The organism is Cupriavidus sp. SHE (genome assembly GCF_000812445.1).
Classification (GTDB): domain Bacteria; phylum Pseudomonadota; class Gammaproteobacteria; order Burkholderiales; family Burkholderiaceae; genus Cupriavidus; species Cupriavidus metallidurans.
Map to the genome: position 1 here is coordinate 147143 of NZ_JWMB01000042.1, position 21773 is coordinate 168915.

The following is a 21773-nucleotide window of genomic DNA, read 5'->3' on the forward strand; positions in this document are numbered from 1 at the left end:
TCACCAATAGCGTGCGATTGTGCCTCATGCCTTGGCGCCGATGTTGCGTGTCCGAGGAAAGGCCCGACCCGTCACGAAACGTTCATGTGCCTGTGTTCTAGTATCGCCGTGTTGTGTTAGTGTACATCTAAACGTATAGACGTATAGGGGTGATCATGCAAAGCGAAACCGCCAACCAGGCCAATGCGGCACGGGCCGCGTGGCTGAGGATTCTGGCGCTGGCCCAATCGGATGCGCTCGATGCGGCCTACTCGCGGCTCGGCGACGCTGCGGCACTGCCCGGCTACCGACTGCTGCGCAAGCCCGAATCGGGCATGGCGATGGTCCGGGCCCGCGCGGGTGGCACCGGTGCCCAGTTCAATCTGGGTGAGATGTCCGTCACGCGCTGCGCCGTGGTGCTCGACGAGACCGAAGGCCAAGCCGCCACGGCTGGCGTGGCCTACATACAGGGACGCGGCACGCGCCACGCCGAACAGGCCGCCGTGCTCGACGCACTGCTGCAGCGCCCGGCCTGGCACCAGCGCGTGCATGACGTGGTCATCGCGCCGCTTGCACAGGCCCTGACCGAGCGCGCGGCCCACCAGGCCGCCACCGCCGCGCAAACGCGCGTCGAATTCTTCACGATGGCCCGCGGAGAGGATTGAGATGCCATCCACCCATTCAATGACCACCGCCCCCACCACATCGCTGCTGCCAGGTTTCGATAATCCCGTGGACGACGCGCAACAGGTGTTCCGAGCGGCGCTCGAAGCATTCGCCCATCCGGGCCGCCTGGAAACGCTGCCTGTGACGAGCGGCCAGCCCGAGGGGCTGTCCCCGGCGCTGACCGCCCTCCTGCTGACGCTGGCGGACCCCGACACCCCGGTCTGGCTGCCCGCCGATGTGCCCGCTGCCGCGCGCGCGTTCCTGCGCTTCCATTGCGGCTGCCCGCTCGTGGACAACCTGGGCGAAGCCACCTTCGTCTGCATCCCCGCCGGCCATGCGATGCCCGCGCTCGCCGATTGCGCGCAGGGCTTGCCCGCCTACCCGGACCGCTCCGCCACGCTGCTCGTGGAAGTCGCCTCGCTGCACGCGGGCGACACGCTCACGCTGCGCGGCCCCGGCATCGAAACCACGCAATCGCTGTGCGTGACCGGCCTGCCCGCGGACTTCCGCGCAAGCTGGCGCGCCAACAACACGGGCTTTCCGCTCGGCGTGGATCTGCTGCTGGCCAGCGGCGACGAATTCTGCGCGATGACGCGCACCACGCTCGTGGAGGACTGAGATGTACGTAGCCGTCAAAGGGGGCGAACGCGCCATCCTGAACTCTTACCAGATGCTCGACGCCTATCGTCGAGGGGACACGTCGGTACCGGAAATCACACTCGAACAAATCCGCGAGCAGATGCCGCTGGCGGTATCGCGCGTGATGGCCGAGGGTTCGCTCTATGACCCGCGCCTGGCCGCCCTCGCGCTCAAGCAGGCTGCGGGCGATCAGATCGAAGCGATCTTCCTGCTGCGTGCCTATCGCACCACGCTCGCGCGCTTCGGTTATACCCTGGCGCTGGATACCGGCAAGATGCGCCTGCAGCGCCGGATCTCGTCGACGTTCAAGGACGTGCCCGGCGGGCAAGTCCTCGGGCCGACCTACGACTACACGCAGCGTCTGCTCGACTTCACGCTCGAAGCGGGCCGCGACCCCGCGCCGCTAGCGCCCTCGCCGGAACCGCTGGCCCCGAACATGCCGCGCGTCACCAGCTTGCTGGAAGCCGAATCGCTGGTGGAAGCCGACGCGATTCCTCCGGGCGACCCCGCCCCGCCGGACCTGACGCGCGAACCGTTGACGTTCCCCGCCGAGCGCCCCGCACGCCTGCAGAACCTGGCGCGCGCTGATGAAGGCTTTCTGCTGTCGATGGGCTACTCCACGCAGCGCGGCTATGGCAATTCGCACCCGTTCGCCGGCGAGATTCGCTATGGCAGCACCGAAGTCGAGATGTTCATCGAGGAACTCGGCTTCGCCATCACCATCGGTGAAGTGGAAGTGACCGAATGCCAGATGGTGAGCCAGTTCGCCGGCAACGCCGACGAAGCGCCGCGACTCACGCGTGGTTACGGTCTCGTGTTCGGCTACAACGAGCGCAAGGCGATGTCGATGGCGCTGGCCGATCGCGCGATGCGCGCGGAAGAGCTCGGCGAGGCAGGTGACGCACCGGCCAACGATATCGAGTTCATGCTGTACCACAGCGACAACGTCGAAGCGTCCGGCTTCGTGCAACACCTGAAGCTGCCGCACTACGTGGACTTCCAGGCCAACCTCGAACTGCTGCGGCGGCTGCGCGCCGAGCAACAGGGCGCGGCCACCGATGCGCCGGCCGAAGACCAACCCCAGGAGGAGTCGCTGGCATGAACGCCACCGCTACCGTCGCACGCGACGAACACTACAACTTCGCCTATCTCGACGAATCGACCAAGCGGATGCTGCGCCGGGCGCTACTCAAGGCCGTTGCGATCCCCGGCTACCAGGTGCCGTTCGGCAGCCGTGAAATGCCACTGCCGTATGGCTGGGGCACGGGCGGCATCCAGGTGACCGCCGCGATCATCGGCCGCCAGGACGTGCTCAAGGTCATCGACCAGGGATCGGACGACACCACGAACGCGATTAACATCCGCCGCTTCTTTGGCCGCGTGACCGGCGTGCAGACGACCGAGCGCACCACCGACGCCACCATCATCCAGACCCGTCACCGTATTCCGGAAACGAAGCTGAGCGCGGGCCAGACGATGGTCTACCAGGTACCTATTCCCGAGCCGCTGCGCTGGCTGGAGCCGAGCGAAACCGAAACGCGCACGATGCACGCGCTGGCCGAATATGGCTCGATGCACGTGAAGCTCTACGAAGACATCGCCCATCACGGCCATATCGCCACCACTTACGACTACCCCGTGATCGTCAACCAGCGGTACATGATGCGGCCTTCGCCGATCCCCAAGTTCGACAACCCGAAGCTCGACCGTAGCCCCGCGTTGATGCTGTTTGGCGCCGGGCGCGAGAAGCGCGTCTATGCCGTGCCGCCGTACACCACGGTCAAGAGCCTCGACTTCGCCGATCATCCGTTCACCGTGGAAAAGTGGTCGAGCTGCTGCGCGCAATGCGGCGCCACCGACAGCTATCTCGACGAGATCATCACCGACGATGCCGGCACGCGCATGTTCGTGTGCTCGGACACCGAGTACTGCGCCGACCGCCAGGCCGCGCAGGCTGTGAAGCAGGCCGCAGGAGGTGCCCAATGAACGCGACGCCTCTGCTCTCCGTACGCAACCTGACGCACACCTGGGACGGCGTGCATGGTTGCCACGATGTCAACTTCGATCTCTATCCGGGCGAAGTGCTCTGCGTGGTCGGTGAATCGGGCTCGGGCAAGAGCACGCTGCTGCAAGCCCTGTCGATGCAGGTCAAGGCGCAGCGCGGTAGCGTCAGCTACGACATGCGCGAATCGGGGCTGACCGATCTGGCTGGACTGTCGAGCGCGCGGATGCGCCTGCTGGCCCGCACGGACTGGGGCTTCGTGCGGCAGCACGCCCGCGATGGCCTGCGGATGCAGGTGAGCGCCGGCGCCAATATCGCCGAGCGCCTGATGGCCGTCGGCAATCGCCACTACGGTGACCTGCGCGAAATCGCGGGCGCCTGGCTCGAGAAAATGGAGATCGACCTCGCCCGGCTGGACGATGTGCCGACCACGTTCTCGGGCGGGATGCAGCAGCGTCTGCAGATCGCGCGCAACCTGGTCACGCACCCACGCCTGGTGTTCATGGACGAGCCGACCGCGTCGCTCGACGTCTCCGTGCAGGCCCGGCTGCTCGACCTGATGCGCCGCCTGGTCACGGACCTGGGCCTGGCCGCAATCCTTGTCACGCACGACCTGGCCGTGGCACGCCTGCTCGCGCACCGCACGCTGGTCATGCAGGGCGGCCGCGTGGTCGAACAGGGCCTGACCGATCAGATCCTCGATGACCCGCAGCATCCGTACACGCAGTTGCTGGTCTCCTCCATCCTGCAGGGATGATCATGATGCAAACCAACAACCAGAAACTGATCGAGGTCCGCGGCCTCGGCAAGATGTTCACGTTGCACAACCAGGGCGGCATTCGCCTGCCCGTGCTGCGCGCTATCGACTTTGACGCCTCGCGTGGCGAATGCCTCGTGCTGTCCGGCCGGTCCGGCACCGGCAAGAGCACGCTGCTGCGCTGCCTCTACGGCAACTACCTCGCGACCGAAGGCACGATCCGCCTGCGCGACACGAGCGAGGCCAGCGAGCCGTGGGTGGAACTGACCAACGCCCCGGAACAACGCGTGCTCAAATTGCGCCGCGATGTGATCGGCTATGTCTCGCAGTTCCTGCGTGCGATCCCGCGCGTCTCCGCGCTCGACGTGGTAGCCGATCCACTGCAGCAACGCGGCGCCAGCCACGAGGAAGCCCGCGCCCGCGCCGCGACGCTGCTCGAACGGTTGAATCTGCCACGCCGCCTTTGGGACCTGCCACCCGCCACGTTCTCCGGCGGCGAGCAGCAACGCGTGAATATCGCGCGCGGCCTGATCGGAGGCCATCCGATCCTGTTGCTCGATGAGCCCACTGCATCGCTCGACGCCGACAACCGGGCGGTGGTGATCGAACTGATCCGCGAAGCGCTGGCCGAGGGCCGCTCGCTGATCGGCATCTTCCACGACGAGGCCGTGCGCGATGCGGTGGCCACGCGGATGCTGCCGCTGCAGCCGGCCACCGCGCTTGCCTGAACCTGAACTGGAACCGGACATGTCTACCACCTACCTCACGCACGCGACGCTGGTACTGCCGGATCGCGTCCTGCACGACAGCGCGATGCTGATCGCCGACGGCCAGATCGCCGCCATCGAGCCAGCCTCCGCCCCAGCCGACGCCGAGGTCATCAACCTGCGCGGCCACACCGTGATGCCCGGACTGATCGACGTCCACTGCGACGCCATCGAAAAGGAAGCCGAGCCGCGCGCCAATGTGCTGTTTCCGCTCGACTTCGCGGTGGCGCAGGTTGACCGCCGCAATGCCGCAGCCGGCATCACCACGCCGTACCACGCATTGTCGTTCGCCAGCAACCAGTTCGGCGTGCGCAACAACGAGACCGCCGCGACGCTGGTGCGCACCGTGGCCGCGTATCGCGCGCACAGCCTCGTCGACAATCGCATCCACTGCCGCTATGAAGTCACCGATAACGCCGCCGTGCCGGTGCTCGAGATGCTGATGGCCGAAGGCGTGGTCGACCTGCTGTCGGTCATGGACCACTCGCCGGGCCAGGGCCAGTTCAAGACGCTCGATGCTTACCTGTCGTACATGATGGGCAATCACGGCATGAGCCGCGAGGAAGCCGCCGACGCGGCTGCGAAGAAGTCGGCCGAGTTGGCCGGCGCGACTGAGCGCGTCAACCGTCTGGTCTCGAAGGCGCACGAACTCGGCATCCCCACCGCCAGCCACGACGACGACTCTCCGCAACGCATCGCCGCGATGCACGCGCTGGGGGTTCGCATGAGCGAGTTTCCGATCAACGTGGAGACGGCGCAGGCCGCCTCGGCCCACGCGCTCCCGACGATCCTCGGCGCGCCGAACGTGCTGCGCGGCAAGAGCCAGAGCGGTTCGATGCGTGCGATCGATGCGATTCACGCCGGCGTCGGCCACATCCTCTGCTCGGACTACCAGCCGTCCACGCTGATCGCGGCGGCATTCGCCGCCTCACGCCTCGCCGACCTTCCGCTCGACCGGGCGCTGGCACTGGTCACGTCCAATCCGGCAGATGCCTGCCTGCTGGACGATCGCGGCCGGCTGGCGCCGGGCAAGCGTGCCGACGTCATCGCCGTGGGCAGCGTTGCCGGGCAGCCGCTGGTCACCCATACGTGGTCGGCCGGGCGTCTGGTGTTCGCAGCGGGATATCCGATGGTGCAGCCTGCTGCGCCGCGTGCCACTGAGATGCAAGCGGTGGCTTGACATGTGATTGGCCATTGAGAGGCCTCGCCCTCTCCCCCAGCCTCTCGCCCGCAGGCGGGAGAGTTGCGGGGCAAGAGGGCGGGTGCCCCCGACGCGGGCACATCCGTTGAGTATAGGTTCCGCTCCACCGCCCATACGCTAGGACTTCCACGGAACATATCCTGCTGGTCTTTGCAGCGGCATCCCCTACAGTAGATGAACGGGTCGCGTGAAGGGGGCCGATATGACGTTAAGAAATGCAATGCCAGCCATGCTGGCTGTTTTTTTGTGCGCCGCCTGCGTCGAACCGTTCGCTCCGAAAGGGCCGCCCACCTACACCGGCCAGCTTCCCGCACCCTACGCCTCGAAGACCCCCGAAATCGCCGTGCGCGCCACACCGATCGCGGCGCACGAGATCGACATCTCCGGCATCTGCCGACGCACCGAGGAAGATGGTTTCCGCGAGGACGCGACAGTGCGTGTCTCGCACAATGCCGTGGAAACGCTGACCTGGAAGCTGTGGGTATCGCGCCGTGGCTGGTGCCACTTCGACCTGTCGGAATTCAAGCAGGTACAGCAGACGCCACACATCGAACTGCATGCAATAGATGGCAGCGGCTGCACGCTGATGGTGTGGCAGGACCCGCGCCGTATCACGCTGGCCCATGCCCGATGCGAGAAGCACTGCACGCCGGGCATCTACGACCAGGCGTGGCCCGTGCTGTTCGACCCGAAGAACGGCGGCTGCGCGCAGATCCGCTGAGCCGCCGAATCGCCCTACTTGGCCTTCGGCACGCGCCCCATCAGGAAGAACTGCTCGTTCGGACGCATGCCGATCGTGTTGGCCATGCGGTTGGAGAGCCCGAAGAACGCCGTGATGCCGGCGATGTCCCACGCGTCCTCGTCGTCAAACCCATGGGCGCGCAGTGCCTCGAAATCGGCTTCGCCGATCGTATGCGAGTCCGTGCAGACCTTCATCGCGAAGTCGAGCATGGCGCGCTGGCGCGGCGTGATATCTGCCTTGAGGTAGTTCACCGCGACCTGATCGGCCACGAGCGGCTTTTTCTCGTAGATGCGCAGGATGGCACCGTGGGCCACCACGCAGTAGAGACACTGGTTCACGCCCGACGTGGCCACCACGATCATCTCGCGGTCGCCCTTGGTCAGACTGCCGGTCTCCTTGAGCATCAGCGCGTCGTGATAGGCGAAGAACGCGCGGCACTCGTCGGGACGATGGGCCAGGGCCAGGAAGACGTTGGGAACGAAGCCGGCCTTCTCCTGGACTTCGAGCACGCGCTGGCGGATGTCGTCCGGCAGGTTCTCGATGGCGGGAACCGGATAACGGCTGATGGGTTGGGTCATGTCTGTCTCCTCAGCGGGGTATGTTCCCCTGTTGGTACATGCCCGGCCGTGACCCCTCGTCACGGCCGTCGAATCACTAACAGCTTATGCCTGTGACGCGAACTGGATGCGATGCAGGCCCGCGTACAGGCCGTTCTTGCCGATCAGCTCGGCGTGGCTGCCCTGCTCGGCTACGCGACCCTGCTCCAGCACCACGATCCGGTCGGCGTTCTCGATCGTCGACAGGCGGTGCGCGATCACCAGCGTGGTGCGACCGACCATCAGCGATTCCAGCGCGGCCTGCACCTGACGCTCTGACTCGGAGTCGAGCGCCGAAGTCGCCTCATCGAGGATCAGGATCGGCGCATCCTTGTAGATCGCTCGCGCGATGGCCAGACGCTGGCGCTGGCCGCCAGACAGCTTCATGCCGTTGTCGCCGATGTTCGTTTCGAGCCCTTCCGGCAGGCCCCTGACCACGTCGGTCAGGTAGGCAGCCGCCAGCGCGCGTTCCACGCGGGCCATATCGATTTTCTCGCGCGGATGCACGCCATAGGCCACATTGGCGGCCACGGTGTCGTTGAACAGCACCACGTCCTGGCTGACGAAGGCGATCTGGCGACGCAGGTCGGCCAGCGCGAAGCGGTCGATCGGCTGACCGTCGAGCAAGATGTGACCCTCGGTCGGATCGAAGAAGCGCGGCACCAGGTTCACGAGCGTGGTCTTGCCGCTACCCGACGGCCCCACCAGCGCCACGACCTCGCCCGGCGCGGCACGCAGGCTGACATGGTTCAGAGCAGCGCGCGCGGCATCGCCATAGCGGAAGCCGACGTTGTCGAACACCAGATCGCCACGGGCCCGCTCCAGCGGCAGGCCACCGTTCTGGGGCTCGATCGGCTCGTCGATCAGGCCGAAGATCATCTCGGCCGCGGTCAGGCCGCGCTGCAGCGGCTGGTTCAGGTCGGCCAGATGCTTGAGCGGCGAGATCAGCAGCAGCATCGCCATCACGAAGCCGGTGAAGCCACCGATCGTGGTCTGGTTGCCCTGCGCCTGGATCATCGCGATCGTCAGGATCACGGACAGCGCCAGCGATGCCAGGAACGCCGTCACGGGCTGATTCAGGCCACCGGCCACAGCCATGCGCATCGAGTAGCCGCGCAGCCGCTCGGCCATCGCCTCGAAACGCGACATTTCGTACGCTTCGCCACCGTGCAGCTTGACCACCTTGAACCCGCCCACGGATTCCTCCACCACATAGGCGGCGGTGTTGGTCAGCGCCTGATGCTCACGGTTCAGGCGACGCAGGCGGCGGTTGACCTTCGACATCACGAAGCCGATCGCCGGCAGCAGCACTGCCACCACCAGGGTCAGCTTCCAGTTCGTGTAGAACAGGTAGATCAGCAGCGCCACCACAGTCAGCGAGTCACGCACCAAGGTGATCAGCACGCCTGTGAGGATCTGCATCACCTGGTTCACCTCGAAGATCACGGCATTGATCAGCGAGGCAGCGGTATTGCGGTGGAAGAACAGCGCCGGCGCGTGCAGCATCCGGTCGAACATCTGCATCCGCATCTTCAGCAACACGCCGTTCGAGATCTGCGAAAGCAGGTAGCCAGAGGCGAACTGCGCCAGGCCGCGCACCAGCGCCACGCCCACCAGCAGCGCGGGCACATGCCAGAGCTTGCCGGCGTAGCTGCCGCCGAAGCCCTTGTCGAGCAGGTCGTTGACGACCTTCGGAATAATCCCTTCGCTGGCCGCCACCAGGCCCATGGCGATGATGGCCAGCACGAAGTTGCGCTTCTCGGGCTTCAGATAGGCCCAGACGCGCTTGAGGGTATCGGATTCCTGGGGCGTTTGTTGTTTGTTGTCGGTCACGTTCGCTCCACTTGCCAACGGGAAAGGGACGCCGGGGCGACTGCCGCTAGAATGGCGGGCAGCGTCGGCGTGCGGAATCCCATTGCAAGCATCTCTATGAAAATCTCTGTCGTACTGATCACTAAAAACGAGGCACACAATATCCGGGAGTGCCTCGAGAGCGTCTCCTGGTGCGACCGCGCGATTATAGTGGACTCCGGCAGCACGGACGGCACGGTGGAAACTGCACGCGCCATGGGCGCGGAGGTCCACCAGACCGCGACGTGGCCCGGCTTCGGTCCACAGAAAAACCTCGCCCTGTCCAAGGCACAAAGCGAGTGGGTACTCTCCATCGACGCCGACGAGCGCGTCACGCCAGAACTGCGCGACGAGATCCTGGCAGCCATCGCATCGGGTCAGGCCGACGCCTACGACATGCCCCGCCTGTCACGCTTCTGCGGCCGCTTCATCCGGCACAGCGGCTGGTACCCCGACCGCCTGACCCGCCTGTTCCGCGTGGGAAAGGCCAGGTTCACCGACGACCTCGTGCACGAAAACGTCGTCACCGACGGCCCGATCGCGCACCTCCGGAATCCGCTGCTGCACTACACCTACGACGACTTCTCGCAGGTGCTGCGGAAGGTCGACCAGTATTCGACGCTGGGCGCCACGCAGGCATTCCAGCGTGGCAAGACCGCCACGCCGGCCAGCGCGTGGCTGCATGGCAGCTGGGCATTCCTGCGCACCTACCTGCTACGCCGCGGATTTCTGGACGGCCCGCAGGGCTTGGCCATCGCGCTGATGAACGGTCAGGCCAGCTACTACAAGTACATCAAGCTGTGGCTGCTGCAACAGCCGGCACGCCAGCCCGCCGCATCAGGCGATCCGCAAGCACGCTGAACGCCTGGGCCGTCGGCCTGAAGCCCATCTGCTCGATATGGGTCGCTGCGTGGGCCAGCAGTGACTCGCGCAGCGCAGCGTCCTGCAGGCCACGCCTGATCGCCGCCGCAAGCTGCGCGGCATCGCCCACCGGCACCAGCAGCCCGGCGCGGCCATCGTCGAGGATCTCGCGCGGCCCCGTCGGACAATCTGTGCTGACCACCACCTGCCCGACTGCCAGCCCTTCGAGCAGCACATTGGGCAAACCTTCCATCTTCGAACTGAACGCCAGGAGCCGCGACTTGCGAATCCAGGCATGGGGGTTCGACTGGAAGCCAGCAAAGGTCACGCGATCGGCGATACCGAGCGATGCGGCCAGCGCCTCGAGTTGCGGCCGCGATGCGCCATCGCCGACCAGCACCAGATCCTCGTCGATACCTTCCTTCGCAAGCTGCGCATAAGCGTGCAGCAGCGTCGTGAAATCCTTTTGGCTTTCCTCGAGCCGACCGACGGACACGATGTACGGTCCCGCCGGCTGCGCGGAAGCATCGAGCGGCGCGTTCGCCCTGGCGCGGATGCTGTCGAGGTCGATGGTGTTGTAGAGCCGCACGAGCTTGTCCGCCACATCGGGAATCAGCGCCCGCGCATCGTTCAACATGCTGTCGGTCAGCATCACCACAGCTGCGTAGTCGGTTCGGCACTGGTGCCGAAGCTTGCGCAGCTTGCGCCGATGACCCCGCTCGAGGTGCGCCACGCTGAAGTGCTGGTATCCCATCATCGGGACCGGCAGCGGACCGGTGATGCGCGACAGCGACATGTCGTAGTCGACCACCACGTCGTAGCCCTGCGCCAGCACCTGCCGGAAGCGGCGATTCATCAGCGGCTTGCGTACGGGCGGCAGCAGCACTTCCTCGTAGATCTTGCCAAGCGGCCCGAGCTTGCGCGCCTTCTTGAGCTGGCGGCAATGCGAGAGCCAGCGCTCGGGCGCCAGCACCTGAAGCTTCACGCCGGCCGGCAGCCGCGCGCGGAAATGGGTCTCGAGCGCCTCGGACGGATACGTCACCGTCAGGCCGATCTCGAACCCTTCCCGATCCAGCGCGGTGATCAGCGACACCAGCGACGTTTCGATCCCGCCGTGCAGGAAGTGCGTGACGTGAAACAGGACGCGCGGCTTGCGCTCGCCCTGCACGACCGGCTCCTTCGTCTGGTCAGCCATACAACACGCGCACGGTATCGCCCAGGGCGGTACGCAGGCTCGTCAACGCTTCCTCCGAAGGCGTGATCTGCCATTGGTCGCCCAGCATCGCCTCGCACTGCGCGGTCTTGTTGACATAGCTGATGCGAACCGGCACGCCGGGGGTCTGCGACACGTGGGCCAGGTACGGCGTCAGCAGCTCGCGCAGGCGCTCCGTCGAGGCATTGCCGTTGAAGCCGAGGCACACGGCATCGGCGTAACGGGCGCGCGCGGCAACCAGGTCCTGCACCGAATCCGCCGTAAAGCGCACGCCGCCCGTGAAGGTGTCGTGGCGCGCATTGCCCTGCGCGATCAGCAGTTCGTCCTCGCGGAACATGTGACGGTTGGCGTCGTACAGCTCGTTGAACACCGTCATTTCGATCTGCGCGGTGCCATCGTCAAGCAGCACGATGATCAGCTTGCCGCGCTGGGTCATCTGGGTACGGATGCCGGTGATCACACCGGCAATCACCTTGCCACGCACGTCGCGGCCGTAGCCACCGCCATTGCCCTGCACTTCCTTTTCGAGCGCGGCAAGCGTGCCCTTGACGAACCGGCGCACCTCGTCGCGCGACGCATCGAACAGGTGACCCGAGAAGTAGTAGCCGAGCGCCTGCTTCTCTTCCTGCAGCGTGCGCTTGGGCGTCCAGCGCGGCTCATCCACCAGTTCGGGGCGATGCGACGCGCCGGCGTCATCCATCAGGTCGAACAGCGACACCTGGTTGGCCGACTCGGCCTTCTGGTCTGCCGCCTCCATCGCGATCGATACCGAGGCCAGCAACTGGGCGCGATTGTCGTTGAGACTGTCGAACGCGCCGGCGCGAATCAGCGCCTCGATCGTGCGGCGATTGACCTGGCGGCGGTCCACGCGCTCGCAGAAATCAAACAGGTCGTCGAATGGCCGCTCTTCCCGCGCACGCAGGATGTCCTCGATCGCCCCCTGGCCCGAACCCTTGATGCCACCCAGGCCGTAGCGGATAGTCTTCGCATCGGTCGGCGCGAAACGGTACTCGCTGGCGTTGACGTCCGGCGGCAGCACTTCGATCTTGTTCAGGCGGCAGTCCTCATAGAGGATCTTGACCTTGTCGGTGTCGTCCATGGCCAGCGACATGTTGGCTGCCATGAATTCGGCCGGATGATGCGCCTTGAGCCAGGCCGTGTAGTAGGCCAGCAGCGCGTACGCAGCCGCGTGCGACTTGTTGAAGCCGTAGCCCGCGAACTTCTCCATCAGGTCGAAGATGTCGTCGGCCTGCTGGGCGGTCAGCCCGTTCTTGTCGGCACCCTCGCGGAACATGTCGCGGTGCTTGGCCATTTCCTCGGGCTTCTTCTTGCCCATGGCACGGCGCAGCAAGTCGGCGCCGCCCAGCGAGTAGCCGCCGATGATCTGCGCCATCTGCATCACCTGCTCCTGGTAGACCATGATGCCGTAGGTCTCCTTGAGCACGGGTTCGACGCGCGGATCGGGATACTCGACCTTCTCGCGGCCGTGCTTTCGGGCACAGAAGCTCGGTATCAGGTCCATCGGGCCGGGACGATACAGCGCCACGAGCGCGATGATGTCCTCGAAGCGGTCAGGCTTCGCGTCCTTGAGCATCCCCTGCATGCCGCGGCTTTCCAGCTGGAACACCGCCACCGTGTTGGCGCTCTTGAGGATGTCGAATGCGGGGCTGTCGTCGAGCGGAATCTGGCTGCAGTTCCAGTCGGCCTTGCTCGGGTCGAGCCGGCGGATGTACCGCTCGGCCCAGTCGAGGATCGTCAGCGTGGTCAGGCCCAAGAAGTCGAACTTGACCAGTCCGGCCGCTTCCACGTCATCCTTGTCGTACTGGCTGACCACGCCGCTCATGCCGTCCGTGCCCTGCGTGTAGAGCGGGCAGAAATCGGTCAGGCGGCCGGGGGCGATCAACACGCCACCAGCGTGCATGCCGACGTTACGCGTCATGCCTTCCACGCGCTGCGCCAGTTCCAGCAACTGGCGCACTTCCTCTTCCGTGCGCTCGCGTTCGGCCAGCGCCGGCTCTTCCTTCTTCGCTTCCTCCAGCGTGACCAGCTTGCCGGGCTTGAACGGAATCAGCTTGGCCACGCCATCGACAAAGCCATAGCCGAGATCCAGCACCCGGCCCACATCGCGCACGGCCGCCTTGGCAGCCATGGTGCCGAACGTGGCTATCTGCGACACGGCGTCCTTGCCGTATTTCTCCTTCACGTACGTGATCACACGATCGCGGCCGTGCTGGCAGAAGTCGATGTCGAAGTCGGGCATCGAGACCCGCTCCGGATTCAGGAATCGCTCGAACAGCAGCGCGTACTTGAGCGGATCGAGATCGGTAATGCCAAGGGCGTAGGCCACCAGCGAACCCGCGCCGGAACCCCGGCCCGGCCCTACCGGCACGCCATTGTTCTTGGCCCAGTTGATAAAGTCCGCCACGATCAGGAAGTAGCCCGGGAAACCCATCTTGATGATGGTGCCGGTTTCAAACTCCAGTCGCGCGTAGTACTCGGCACGCTTGCTCTCGCGCTCGGCCTCGTCCGGGAACAGCACCAGCATCCGCTTCTCGAGGCCTTCCTTGGCCATGAACACAAGGTAGTCGTCGAGCGACATGCCATCAGGCGTCGGGAACAGCGGCAGGCGTGGCTTGCCCAGCTCCAGCGTCAGATTGCAGCGCTTGGCGATCTCGACGGAGTTCTGCAGCGCCGACGGGATATCCGCGAACAGCGCGGTCATCTCGTCCTGGGTCTTGAAGTACTGGTCGGTGGTGAACTTGCGCGTGCGGCGCGGATTGGCGAGCAGTTCGCCCTCCGCGATACAGACGCGCGCCTCGTGCGCCGTGAAATCGTCCGGCGTCATGAATTGCACCGGATGCGTGGCGACCACCGGAAGCTGCATCGACGCGGCCAGTTGCACAGCCTGCGGCACGTAGGCGTCGGTGCCAGGCTGACCGGCACGTTGCAGTTCGATGTAATAGCGTTGCGGGAACACCCGGGCCCAATGCTCGGCAGCACGGCGTGCCGCCTCGGCATTCCCATTGGCCAACGCCTGGCCGACATCACCACCCATCGCGCCTGACAGCGCGATCAAGCCGGTGGCCAGCGGCAGGCCTTCCTCGCCCGGCTCCTCGAGCCAGCCCGGCTCGAACTCGGCACGGCCGCGATGCTGGTTGCCAAGCCATGCACGCGACAGCAGCGTGCACAGGTTCAGATAGCCGATGCGATCCTGCACGAGCAGCAACATGCGCGCAGGCTTGTCGCGATCTTCGGCATTGGTCAGCCAGACGTCAGCGCCCACTACCGGCTTGACGCCCCCACCACGGGCCTCCTTGTAGAAGCGGATCAGGCCAAAGGCGTTGGCGAGGTCGGTCAGTGCAAGCGCGCCCATCCCATCACGGGCGGCGGCCTTGACGGCGTCGTCGAGGCGGACGATGCCATCCACGATCGAATACTCGGAGTGCAGGCGGAGGTGTACGAAGCGGGGTGCGGACATAGGGCGCCATTGTACCGGCTCCCCCATCGCCGCACTTGGGGGTTTTTGCGCAGGCGCAATGCGAAGCGCCCCCGAAGAGGTGTCGGGATGCGGCCTGAGGGGCTATAATTTCGCCTTTCCAATCAGGCAGTTATCGAGCACCCTCGTTTCGGGTGCCCGGCCCTGGCAGCGTCATCCATGCAGATCGTCAATATTTCCGCTTACAAGTTCGTCACGCTCGAAGACATCGAGACCCTGCGCCCCGTCATGCGCGATCGCTGTGACGCGGCTGGCCTGAAGGGCACGATCCTGCTCGCGCCAGAAGGCATCAACATGTTCCTGGCCGGCACGCGTGAGCAAATCGACGAGTTCATGGCGTGGCTCCACGCCGATGCCCGGTTCACGGACATCGCGCCGAAGGAAAGCCTGTCAGAAAATCAGCCCTTCAAGCGCATGCTGGTGCGCGCCAAGAAGGAAATCATCACGATGAAGATGCCGCTGATCCGCCCCGAGGCCGGACGCGCGCCTTCGGTGCGCCCCGTGGATCTGAAGCGCTGGCTCGACCAGGGACATGACGACGAGGGACGCCCGGTAGTGATGCTCGATACGCGTAACGCATTCGAGGTGGCGGTTGGCACCTTCGACAAGGCGGTGGAGTACGGTATCGACAAGTTCAGCGAATTCCCGCCAGCCGTGGCGGAGAACAAGGCCGAGTTCGAAGGCAAGACCATCGTGTCGTTCTGCACCGGCGGCATCCGCTGCGAGAAGGCCGCCATCCACATGCAGGAAGTGGGAATCGACCACGTCTACCAACTCGAGGGCGGCATTCTGAAGTACTTCGAGGAAGTCGGTGGAAGCCACTACAACGGCGACTGCTTCGTGTTCGACTACCGGACCGCCCTGAATCCGAACCTGGAACCCGCAGGGCCGGTTCAGTGCTTCGCGTGCCGCGCAGTGGTCACGCCAGAGGAGCAGCAGCACCCGAAGTACGTGGTGGGCAAGAGCTGCCCCCACTGCGTCGACACCGCTACTCAGGCCGCGGCCTGACGAAGACCGGCGGAGCGGGCGGCGGCGCGGCTCAGGCCGCGAGCAGGTGGTAGAGATTGCGCAGCATGCCCGCCGTCGCGCCCCAGATAAAACGCTGGCCGCCGCCTTCGCGCGGGTAAGGCATGGCGTAGAACATGCGCTCGCCGCCTTCCCAGCGGAACAACCGGCGCTCATGCCGTGCGGGGTCCATCAGGAATGCCAGCGGCACCTCGAAAATATCGGCCACCTCGCGTTCATCGGCACGGAGCGTGAACCCTGAATGCACCAGTCCGACAACGGGGCTGACGTGATAGCCGGTACCGGTGATGTAGTCCGGTAGCGATCCCAGCACTTCGACGTAGTTACGGGTCAGCCCGATCTCTTCCTCGGTTTCGCGCAACGCCGTGGCGATGCGATTGGCATCGTAGGTTTCCTGCCCGCCTCCCGGAAAACTGATCTGCCCGGCATGGGCATTCAGATTCGCATTGCGCTGTGTAAGCAGCACCGTCAGACCATCCGAACGCTCAACCAGGGGCACCAGTACCGCCGCCTCACGCAAGCCGCGGGTCCGGTCGTACACACGGGATTCATCGGTCAGTTCGGGTTCCCACGCCGGTGGCGCAAGCAGACGATGCCGGATGAAATCCGGTCTCATGCGCGGCGTGGAGAGGGGGGCGTGGCGGCTATCGGTCTCGATGATCGGTAGCGTTTCAGGATCGAATGTTGGACGCATAGCGCTTTCAAGTATGACAGAAGCGCGTAATGTTGCACGGCAGCAAGAACGCATGGCGTTGCGCCGCCGCCAAACAAAAAGGACACCCGAGGGTGTCCTTCGCAATCCGGCACAGCGCCAGTTACCTGGCGCCTGACAGGGAAAGCTTATTCCGCGGCAACGGCGGCCGGCTTGGCCTTCATCACCAGCTTTTCCTTGATACGTGCCGACTTGCCCGAGCGCTCGCGCAGGTAGTACAGCTTCGCGCGACGTACGTCACCGCGACGCTTCACTTCGATGCCGGCGATCAGCGGCGAGTACAGCTGGAACGTACGTTCCACGCCTTCACCCGACGAGATCTTGCGCACGATGAAGGACGAGTTCAGACCACGGTTACGCTTGGCGATCACCACGCCTTCGTAAGCCTGCACGCGCTTGCGATTACCTTCAACCACGTTCACGTTGACGATAACGGTATCGCCAGGCGCGAATGCGGGGATGGTCTTATTCGCGGTCAGACGCGCGATCTCTTCCTTCTCGATTTGCTCGATGATGTTCATCGTTTTCTCCATAACCATCGTGCCAGCGTTGGATGCCCCAGACACTTGCTGGGCCCCGGCAGAGGATGGGGTTTTCACTTGGCGGGAGCGAACTCCTGCCCTGCTTTCGCCGCCAGTTCCGACAAGAACTTCTCGTCGGCCTTGGACAACAATCCTTGCTCGCGCGCGGCCACGATCAGGTCGGGACGCTTGCGTGCGGTATTGGCCAGCGCCTGCCGGCGCCGCCACTTTTCGATCTCGGCATGATGGCCCCCGAGCAATACATCGGGCACCCGCACACCTTCATATTCTTCCGGCCGCGTGTAATGCGGACAATCGAGCAGGCCATTGACGAAACTGTCCTGGACCGCCGACTGCGCATCGCCCAGCACGCCGGGCAAATGCCGCACCACCGCGTCGATCAGCGCCATCGCCGGCAGTTCGCCGCCCGACAGTACAAAATCGCCGAGGCTGATTTCCTCGTCCACGCGACGATCGATCAGACGCTGGTCGATCGCTTCATACCGGCCGCACAACAGCACCAGGCCGGGCCGTTGCGACAACGCCATGACCTTCTCGTGCGTCAGCGTCGCGCCTTGCGGCGACATCAGCACCACGTGCGGCCTGCCAACACCTGCATCCGACTGCGCCGCTGCGGCGGCGTCGATCGCGTCCTCGAGCGGCTTGGCCAGCATCACCATGCCGGGTCCGCCACCATAGGGCCGATCGTCAATCGTCCGGTAGTTGTCCACGGTGAAATCCCGCGGATTCCAGGTACGCAATGCGTAGCGCTGCTGCTTGGCTGCCCGGCTGGTGATACCCCAATCGGTCAGCGCGCGAAACATCTCGGGAAACAGCGTGATTACATCGAACTGCATCCGCGCCTCCCCTGACACTTCAGTAATCGAGCCCCCAGTCCACCACGATCCGCCTGGCCGGTGTATCCACCGTCCGCAGGAACGCGTCGACAAACGGGATCAGCCGCTCAGCGGCCTTACCGTCCGGCAGCTCGTAGGCCACCTGAAGGATCTGATGGGCGCCATTGTCGATCAGGCCGGTCACCTCGCCGAGCGCTTCGCCCTGCTCGTTGACCACGGCACAACCGATCAGGTCGACCCAGTAAAACTCACCCTCTTCCGCCGCGGGAAAATCCGCGCGCCGGACCCAGACACGACGCCCCTTGAGCATTTCGGCCACACCGCGGTCCGAAACGCCGGCCGGCTGCGCAACCACGGTACCGCTGTGTTCACGCGACTGGGAGATCTTGATGCTGACAGCCTCGGCCGACTGCGCCGGCGCCGACACCACGCCGGCCGGCGGCGCGCGAAGCAGCCACCAACGGCGGGCGTGGAGCAATGCGGAGGCGTCGTCCGCATGTGGCTGGACCTTGATCCAGCCTCGGATACCATAAGCCGCGCCCACGTAGCCAACCTCGACCAGATCGTCGGGCAGGCTGTCCGTGAACAACAGCGCGGCGGGCAGTTTTTCCTGCCGGCCGGAGGCACCGCCTTGCGTGGCGGCCAGATTCAACGGCTTGCGGCCGGGGGCATTGCCAGTCACTTTAGCGGTGCGTCAGTTCTGCATCGGCGGGCCATACGGGCACGCCGCGCAAGACCTATCAGGCTGCAGCCTTGCCGGCTTGCTTGACCAGGCGGGCAACGGTCGGCGACAGTTGAGCGCCAACGCCTTGCCAGTAGGCCAGACGGTCCTGCACAACGCGCAGGCCTTCTTCCTTGTCGGAAGCCAGCGGGTTGTAGAAGCCAATACGCTCGATGAAACGGCCATCGCGACGGTTGCGCGAATCGGTAGCAACGATATTGAAGAACGGGCGCTTCTTGCTGCCGCCGCGAGCCAGACGGATTACGACCATGTTAATTCCTCGAAAAAACGGGAGCGTGCGAACACGAAACGCAAGAGTATAGCCCACTTCCCGAGCCCAAACAAACACTTAGGACTTTCCCGCCCTGTTCGGCCCCATCGGTGCGCTTCTGACGCAACACGCGGCCAGCCGAACCGTGGCGAAAACCGCGAACTGGAGGCATGACATGCGGCCAAATCGGCACACTGCGCAATACCTCGCGAAATCCCTCTGCAGCCTGGCACTGCTGGGTGCCGCCTGGTCTGCGGCGACGGCGCAGGCCGCCCTGCCGATCGACCAGATCCGGCTGCCGCCAGGCTTCAAGATCGAAGTGCTCAGCGACGACGTGCCCGGCGCGCGGGCCATGACGCTGTCGCCGAAGGGCACGCTGTTCGTGGGCAGCCGCGCGGAGGGCAAGGTATATGCGCTGGAGTCGCCGCTCAGCCCGCATCCGAAGATGCGCGTTATCGCATCCGGACTCACGATGCCCGTGGGCGTCGCCTTTCGCGATGGCGCATTGTATGCATCATCGACGTCGCGCATCGTGCGGCTCGACAACATCGAGGGCCGCCTCGACGACCCGCCGCGCCCGGTCACTATCAGCGACAAATTTCCGACCGAAACCCATCACGGCTGGAAATTCATTGCGTTTGGACCTGACGGCTATCTCTACGTGCCTGTCGGCGCGCCATGCAATATCTGCGCGCCGGACGAGAACCGTTACGCGAACATCATGAAAATGAAGCCTGACGGTTCCGACCTGCGCGTAGTGGCCCGGGGCGTGCGCAACACGGTTGGCTTCGACTGGCATCCCGTCACGCACGAACTGTGGTTCACGGACAATGGGCGCGACTGGCTAGGCGACGACCAGCCCGACGACGAATTGAACCGATTGACGCGTGAAGGCGAGCACTTCGGCTTTCCGTATTGCCACGCCGGCACGATTGCCGACCCGGAGTTCGGGAAACAGCGCCCGTGTTCGGCGTTCATACCGCCTGTCGCCAAGCTGGGGCCACACGTGGCCGCGCTCGGGATGCGCTTCTACACGGGCACGCAGTTTCCACCGGAATATCGCAAGAACAACATCTTCATCGCCGAGCACGGTAGCTGGAACCGCTCCACTGCAATCGGCTACCGGATTGCGCGGATCGTGCTCGATGACGATGGGCGCGTCATTCGTCAGGAGATCTTTGCCGAAGGATGGCTGCGCGACGGCAAGGCGTGGGGTCGCCCGGTCGACGTGCAGGTGGCAAGCGACGGTTCGCTGTTGGTTAGCGACGACAAAGCCAATGCGATCTATCGTATCCGCTACGCACCTTGAAAACGCTGCGATGCCGCGCCAATGCTGGCCTGGCGCGGCATCGCAGCAGACGCTCCAAAGCTGACAAATTTGACGAAACAATCCGTTACACCGGTAACGGGATTGGCATAGGCGGTCACACGGCCCCTGCGTACCATGAACCCAACTCCTGACTTCTCTCAGCAACAGGACCTTGGGATTCCGCATGTTTACCCGCCCCCTCCTGCGCCTTATGGTGGCTGGTAGCGTGGCTGTTGCCGGCCTTGGCGGCAGCATTGCAGTCAGCCACGCGCAAGTCGCCTTCTGGCATCACAGCCGCACCGCTCGCACGGTGCAGGCGGTGCATGCTGCCAACGGATGGGAAATCGCCAGCGTGCGGGCGGAAAACCGCGATCATGTGCAGGCACAGATTGATCGCATGGAAGCAAGGGCCCGTAACGACGACCGCCTGAGCGGACGCCCCGCCAGCCCTGGCGGGCGCGACGACGAACAACGCGCACGCCAGCCCGGTGGCGGCGATCGCAACAGCCCCGGCGAAGCCACGCTCCGAAATTCCGAAGCCCACCCCGGCAATGTCGGCCCGGGATGGCAGGCGCGCGGGCGCGACGGCGGACGCTAGGCACGCCGACGGCTTGTCACGTAGCCGGAACTTCCTCGCGCCCCCCTTTGTCTCTACATTTGTGCGTGCGAATTGACGCCGCACAGGCTGCCGCCCGGCGCTGTCCGGAGTCGCACAGCGTGCCGTCGTTGCGCAGACGGCAACCGACCTGACCTGCCTCTGCCCGGTACCCATTGATCGACACCAAGGTCGGGCGCAGCCTCCACAAGACATCCTTGTCGAGGTTCATCATGTCCCCGCTTTTTTCGGACCTGGCCCGGCACGCGGGCCATTTGTCATTGTCAGTGCTGTTCATGCTGCTGCTGACGCTCGTGCTGTACAGCGAAACGCATATCTCCGTGCTGGTATCCGGCGCCCTGGCCTCCGTCTGGCCGTTCTGACCGCCGGGGTATCGGTCCGGGCCCGGCGTACAATGTGCGACCACTGCCCGCCATGGCGCCCATACTGTCCCCGTCCCAGTCCCCGTCCCCATACCGATGCCCGCAGCCAGCCAAGCCCCCGCCATCGCCACTGAAGCCCGTAACACACGCGGTAAATCGAAACTGGCCACCGTTGCGTTGGCCTTCCTGCTCGGCAGCCTTGGGGCGCATCGCTTCTATCTGAAAGGACTGGGCGACAAGTTCGGCTGGGTCCACCTGCTTTGCACCGTAGCCGGCGTGCTCGGTATCGCCTCGCTGATCCTCGGCACCGGCAATACCGCACTGAACTGGGTCTTCGCAGTGGCCGGCGGCGCGTCCCTTATCAGCGCCTTCCTGACGGCCATCGTGTTCGGGCTGCGCCCCGACGACAAGTGGGATGCGCAATACAACCCCCATGGCACGCCCACGCGCTCGGGCTGGCCCGTGGTCATCCTGATCATCTTTTCGCTGATGATCGGCACCGGCCTGCTGATGGCAGGACTTGCCATCAGCTTCCAGACGTTCTTCGAATCGCAAGTCGAGGCAGCCAAGGCGCTCTCGCAGGAATAGCCGAAGGCCTGGCCCCACTT

At 64.9% G+C, this 21773-nt stretch carries 23 protein-coding genes; 14 read left to right on the forward strand and 9 right to left on the reverse strand.

The features are described 5' to 3' along the window. The first annotated feature begins 155 nt into the window (after positions 1-155). From phnG to RN01_RS21000, 8 genes are all read left to right on the forward strand, one after another. Positions 156-644, forward strand: coding sequence for a phosphonate C-P lyase system protein PhnG (gene phnG / locus RN01_RS20965; protein WP_017512425.1), 489 nt, complete (start codon positions 156-158; stop codon positions 642-644). A gap of 1 nt (position 645) precedes the next feature. Next, positions 646-1263: a phosphonate C-P lyase system protein PhnH gene (gene phnH / locus RN01_RS20970; protein ID WP_024570709.1), complete on the forward strand. Its 618-nt coding sequence runs from the start codon at positions 646-648 to the stop codon at positions 1261-1263. Between the two features lies 1 nt (position 1264). Then, on the forward strand, positions 1265-2386 hold the full coding sequence (locus RN01_RS20975) for a carbon-phosphorus lyase complex subunit PhnI (RefSeq protein ID WP_024570708.1): 1122 nt from the start codon (positions 1265-1267) through the stop codon (positions 2384-2386). Then, positions 2383-3270, forward strand: coding sequence for an alpha-D-ribose 1-methylphosphonate 5-phosphate C-P-lyase PhnJ (locus RN01_RS20980; RefSeq protein ID WP_017512422.1), 888 nt, complete (start codon positions 2383-2385; stop codon positions 3268-3270). The genes RN01_RS20975 and RN01_RS20980 overlap by 4 nt, the downstream gene beginning before the upstream one ends. After that, positions 3267-4043 carry a phosphonate C-P lyase system protein PhnK gene (gene phnK / locus RN01_RS20985; RefSeq protein WP_024570707.1) on the forward strand — a complete coding sequence of 259 codons (777 nt, stop codon included), beginning with the start codon at positions 3267-3269 and terminating at the stop codon, positions 4041-4043. Before RN01_RS20980 ends, phnK begins: the two co-directional genes overlap by 4 nt. A 2-nt stretch (positions 4044-4045) precedes the next feature. Beyond that, positions 4046-4771: a phosphonate C-P lyase system protein PhnL gene (phnL, locus tag RN01_RS20990; RefSeq protein WP_024570706.1), complete on the forward strand. Its 726-nt coding sequence runs from the start codon at positions 4046-4048 to the stop codon at positions 4769-4771. A 19-nt stretch (positions 4772-4790) separates the two neighbouring features. Further along, positions 4791-5990 (forward strand): alpha-D-ribose 1-methylphosphonate 5-triphosphate diphosphatase, encoded by a 1200-nt coding sequence (locus RN01_RS20995; RefSeq protein ID WP_017514471.1) that lies wholly within the window; start codon positions 4791-4793, stop codon positions 5988-5990. 223 nt (positions 5991-6213) lie between these two features. Then, entirely contained in the window at positions 6214-6732 is a 519-nt protein-coding gene (locus tag RN01_RS21000) for a hypothetical protein (protein WP_024570705.1), read from the forward strand. Positions 6733-6746: 14 nt separating this feature from the next. Here the strand turns inward: RN01_RS21000 and RN01_RS21005 are convergent, their stop codons facing one another. Further along, a complete protein-coding gene (locus tag RN01_RS21005; RefSeq protein ID WP_011515599.1) occupies positions 6747-7331 on the reverse strand; it encodes a peroxidase-related enzyme in 585 nt (194 codons plus the stop codon). Positions 7332-7415: 84 nt separating this feature from the next. Next, the gene (gene msbA / locus RN01_RS21010) at positions 7416-9182 is read right to left on the reverse strand and encodes a lipid A export permease/ATP-binding protein MsbA (RefSeq protein ID WP_017514473.1); all 1767 of its coding nucleotides are present in this window, start codon (positions 9180-9182) and stop codon (positions 7416-7418) included. A gap of 96 nt (positions 9183-9278) precedes the next feature. Here msbA and RN01_RS21015 point away from each other — a divergent pair, with 96 nt between their 5' ends. Further along, positions 9279-10061: a glycosyltransferase family 2 protein gene (locus tag RN01_RS21015; protein ID WP_024570704.1), complete on the forward strand. Its 783-nt coding sequence runs from the start codon at positions 9279-9281 to the stop codon at positions 10059-10061. Here RN01_RS21015 and RN01_RS21020 read toward each other — a convergent pair. Together RN01_RS21020 and dnaE are read right to left on the reverse strand one after the other, a co-directional pair. Continuing rightward, on the reverse strand, positions 9994-11256 hold the full coding sequence (locus RN01_RS21020) for a glycosyltransferase (RefSeq protein WP_024570703.1): 1263 nt from the start codon (positions 11254-11256) through the stop codon (positions 9994-9996). The genes RN01_RS21015 and RN01_RS21020 overlap by 68 nt on opposite strands. Further along, positions 11249-14752 (reverse strand): DNA polymerase III subunit alpha, encoded by a 3504-nt coding sequence (dnaE, locus tag RN01_RS21025; protein ID WP_024570702.1) that lies wholly within the window; start codon positions 14750-14752, stop codon positions 11249-11251. The genes RN01_RS21020 and dnaE overlap by 8 nt, the downstream gene beginning before the upstream one ends. Positions 14753-14929: 177 nt before the next feature. Here dnaE and RN01_RS21030 point away from each other — a divergent pair, with 177 nt between their 5' ends. Then, positions 14930-15778: a sulfurtransferase gene (locus RN01_RS21030; protein WP_017513096.1), complete on the forward strand. Its 849-nt coding sequence runs from the start codon at positions 14930-14932 to the stop codon at positions 15776-15778. A 31-nt stretch (positions 15779-15809) separates the two neighbouring features. Here RN01_RS21030 and RN01_RS21035 read toward each other — a convergent pair whose 3' ends face one another. The 5 genes from RN01_RS21035 to rpsP all read right to left on the reverse strand — a co-directional run bounded on the left by RN01_RS21035 (position 15810) and on the right by rpsP (position 18878). Continuing rightward, on the reverse strand, positions 15810-16490 hold the full coding sequence (locus RN01_RS21035; RefSeq protein ID WP_008643707.1) for a CoA pyrophosphatase: 681 nt from the start codon (positions 16488-16490) through the stop codon (positions 15810-15812). Between the two features lie 146 nt (positions 16491-16636). Beyond that, positions 16637-17029 carry a 50S ribosomal protein L19 gene (rplS, locus tag RN01_RS21040; protein WP_008643705.1) on the reverse strand — a complete coding sequence of 131 codons (393 nt, stop codon included), beginning with the start codon at positions 17027-17029 and terminating at the stop codon, positions 16637-16639. A 74-nt stretch (positions 17030-17103) separates the two neighbouring features. Beyond that, a complete protein-coding gene (gene trmD / locus RN01_RS21045; protein ID WP_011515592.1) occupies positions 17104-17886 on the reverse strand; it encodes a tRNA (guanosine(37)-N1)-methyltransferase TrmD in 783 nt (260 codons plus the stop codon). 19 nt (positions 17887-17905) lie between these two features. Then, positions 17906-18568, reverse strand: coding sequence for a ribosome maturation factor RimM (rimM, locus tag RN01_RS21050; RefSeq protein ID WP_017513094.1), 663 nt, complete (start codon positions 18566-18568; stop codon positions 17906-17908). Positions 18569-18626: 58 nt separating this feature from the next. Next, positions 18627-18878 (reverse strand): 30S ribosomal protein S16, encoded by a 252-nt coding sequence (gene rpsP / locus RN01_RS21055; RefSeq protein ID WP_008643697.1) that lies wholly within the window; start codon positions 18876-18878, stop codon positions 18627-18629. Positions 18879-19053: 175 nt separating this feature from the next. On the opposite strand from rpsP, the gene RN01_RS21060 reads away from it, so the two are divergent. From RN01_RS21060 to RN01_RS21075, 4 genes are all read left to right on the forward strand, one after another. Continuing rightward, a complete protein-coding gene (locus tag RN01_RS21060; RefSeq protein WP_017513093.1) occupies positions 19054-20187 on the forward strand; it encodes a sorbosone dehydrogenase family protein in 1134 nt (377 codons plus the stop codon). 184 nt (positions 20188-20371) lie between these two features. Further along, complete coding sequence (locus RN01_RS21065; protein ID WP_024570701.1) at positions 20372-20785, forward strand: hypothetical protein; 414 nt, start codon at positions 20372-20374, stop codon at positions 20783-20785. Between the two features lie 230 nt (positions 20786-21015). Further along, positions 21016-21165, forward strand: a complete 150-nt coding sequence (locus RN01_RS34365; RefSeq protein ID WP_164846242.1) for a hypothetical protein — start codon at positions 21016-21018, stop codon at positions 21163-21165. 96 nt (positions 21166-21261) lie between these two features. Beyond that, a complete protein-coding gene (locus tag RN01_RS21075) occupies positions 21262-21753 on the forward strand; it encodes an NINE protein (protein ID WP_008643690.1) in 492 nt (163 codons plus the stop codon). Positions 21754-21773 lie beyond the last annotated feature (20 nt).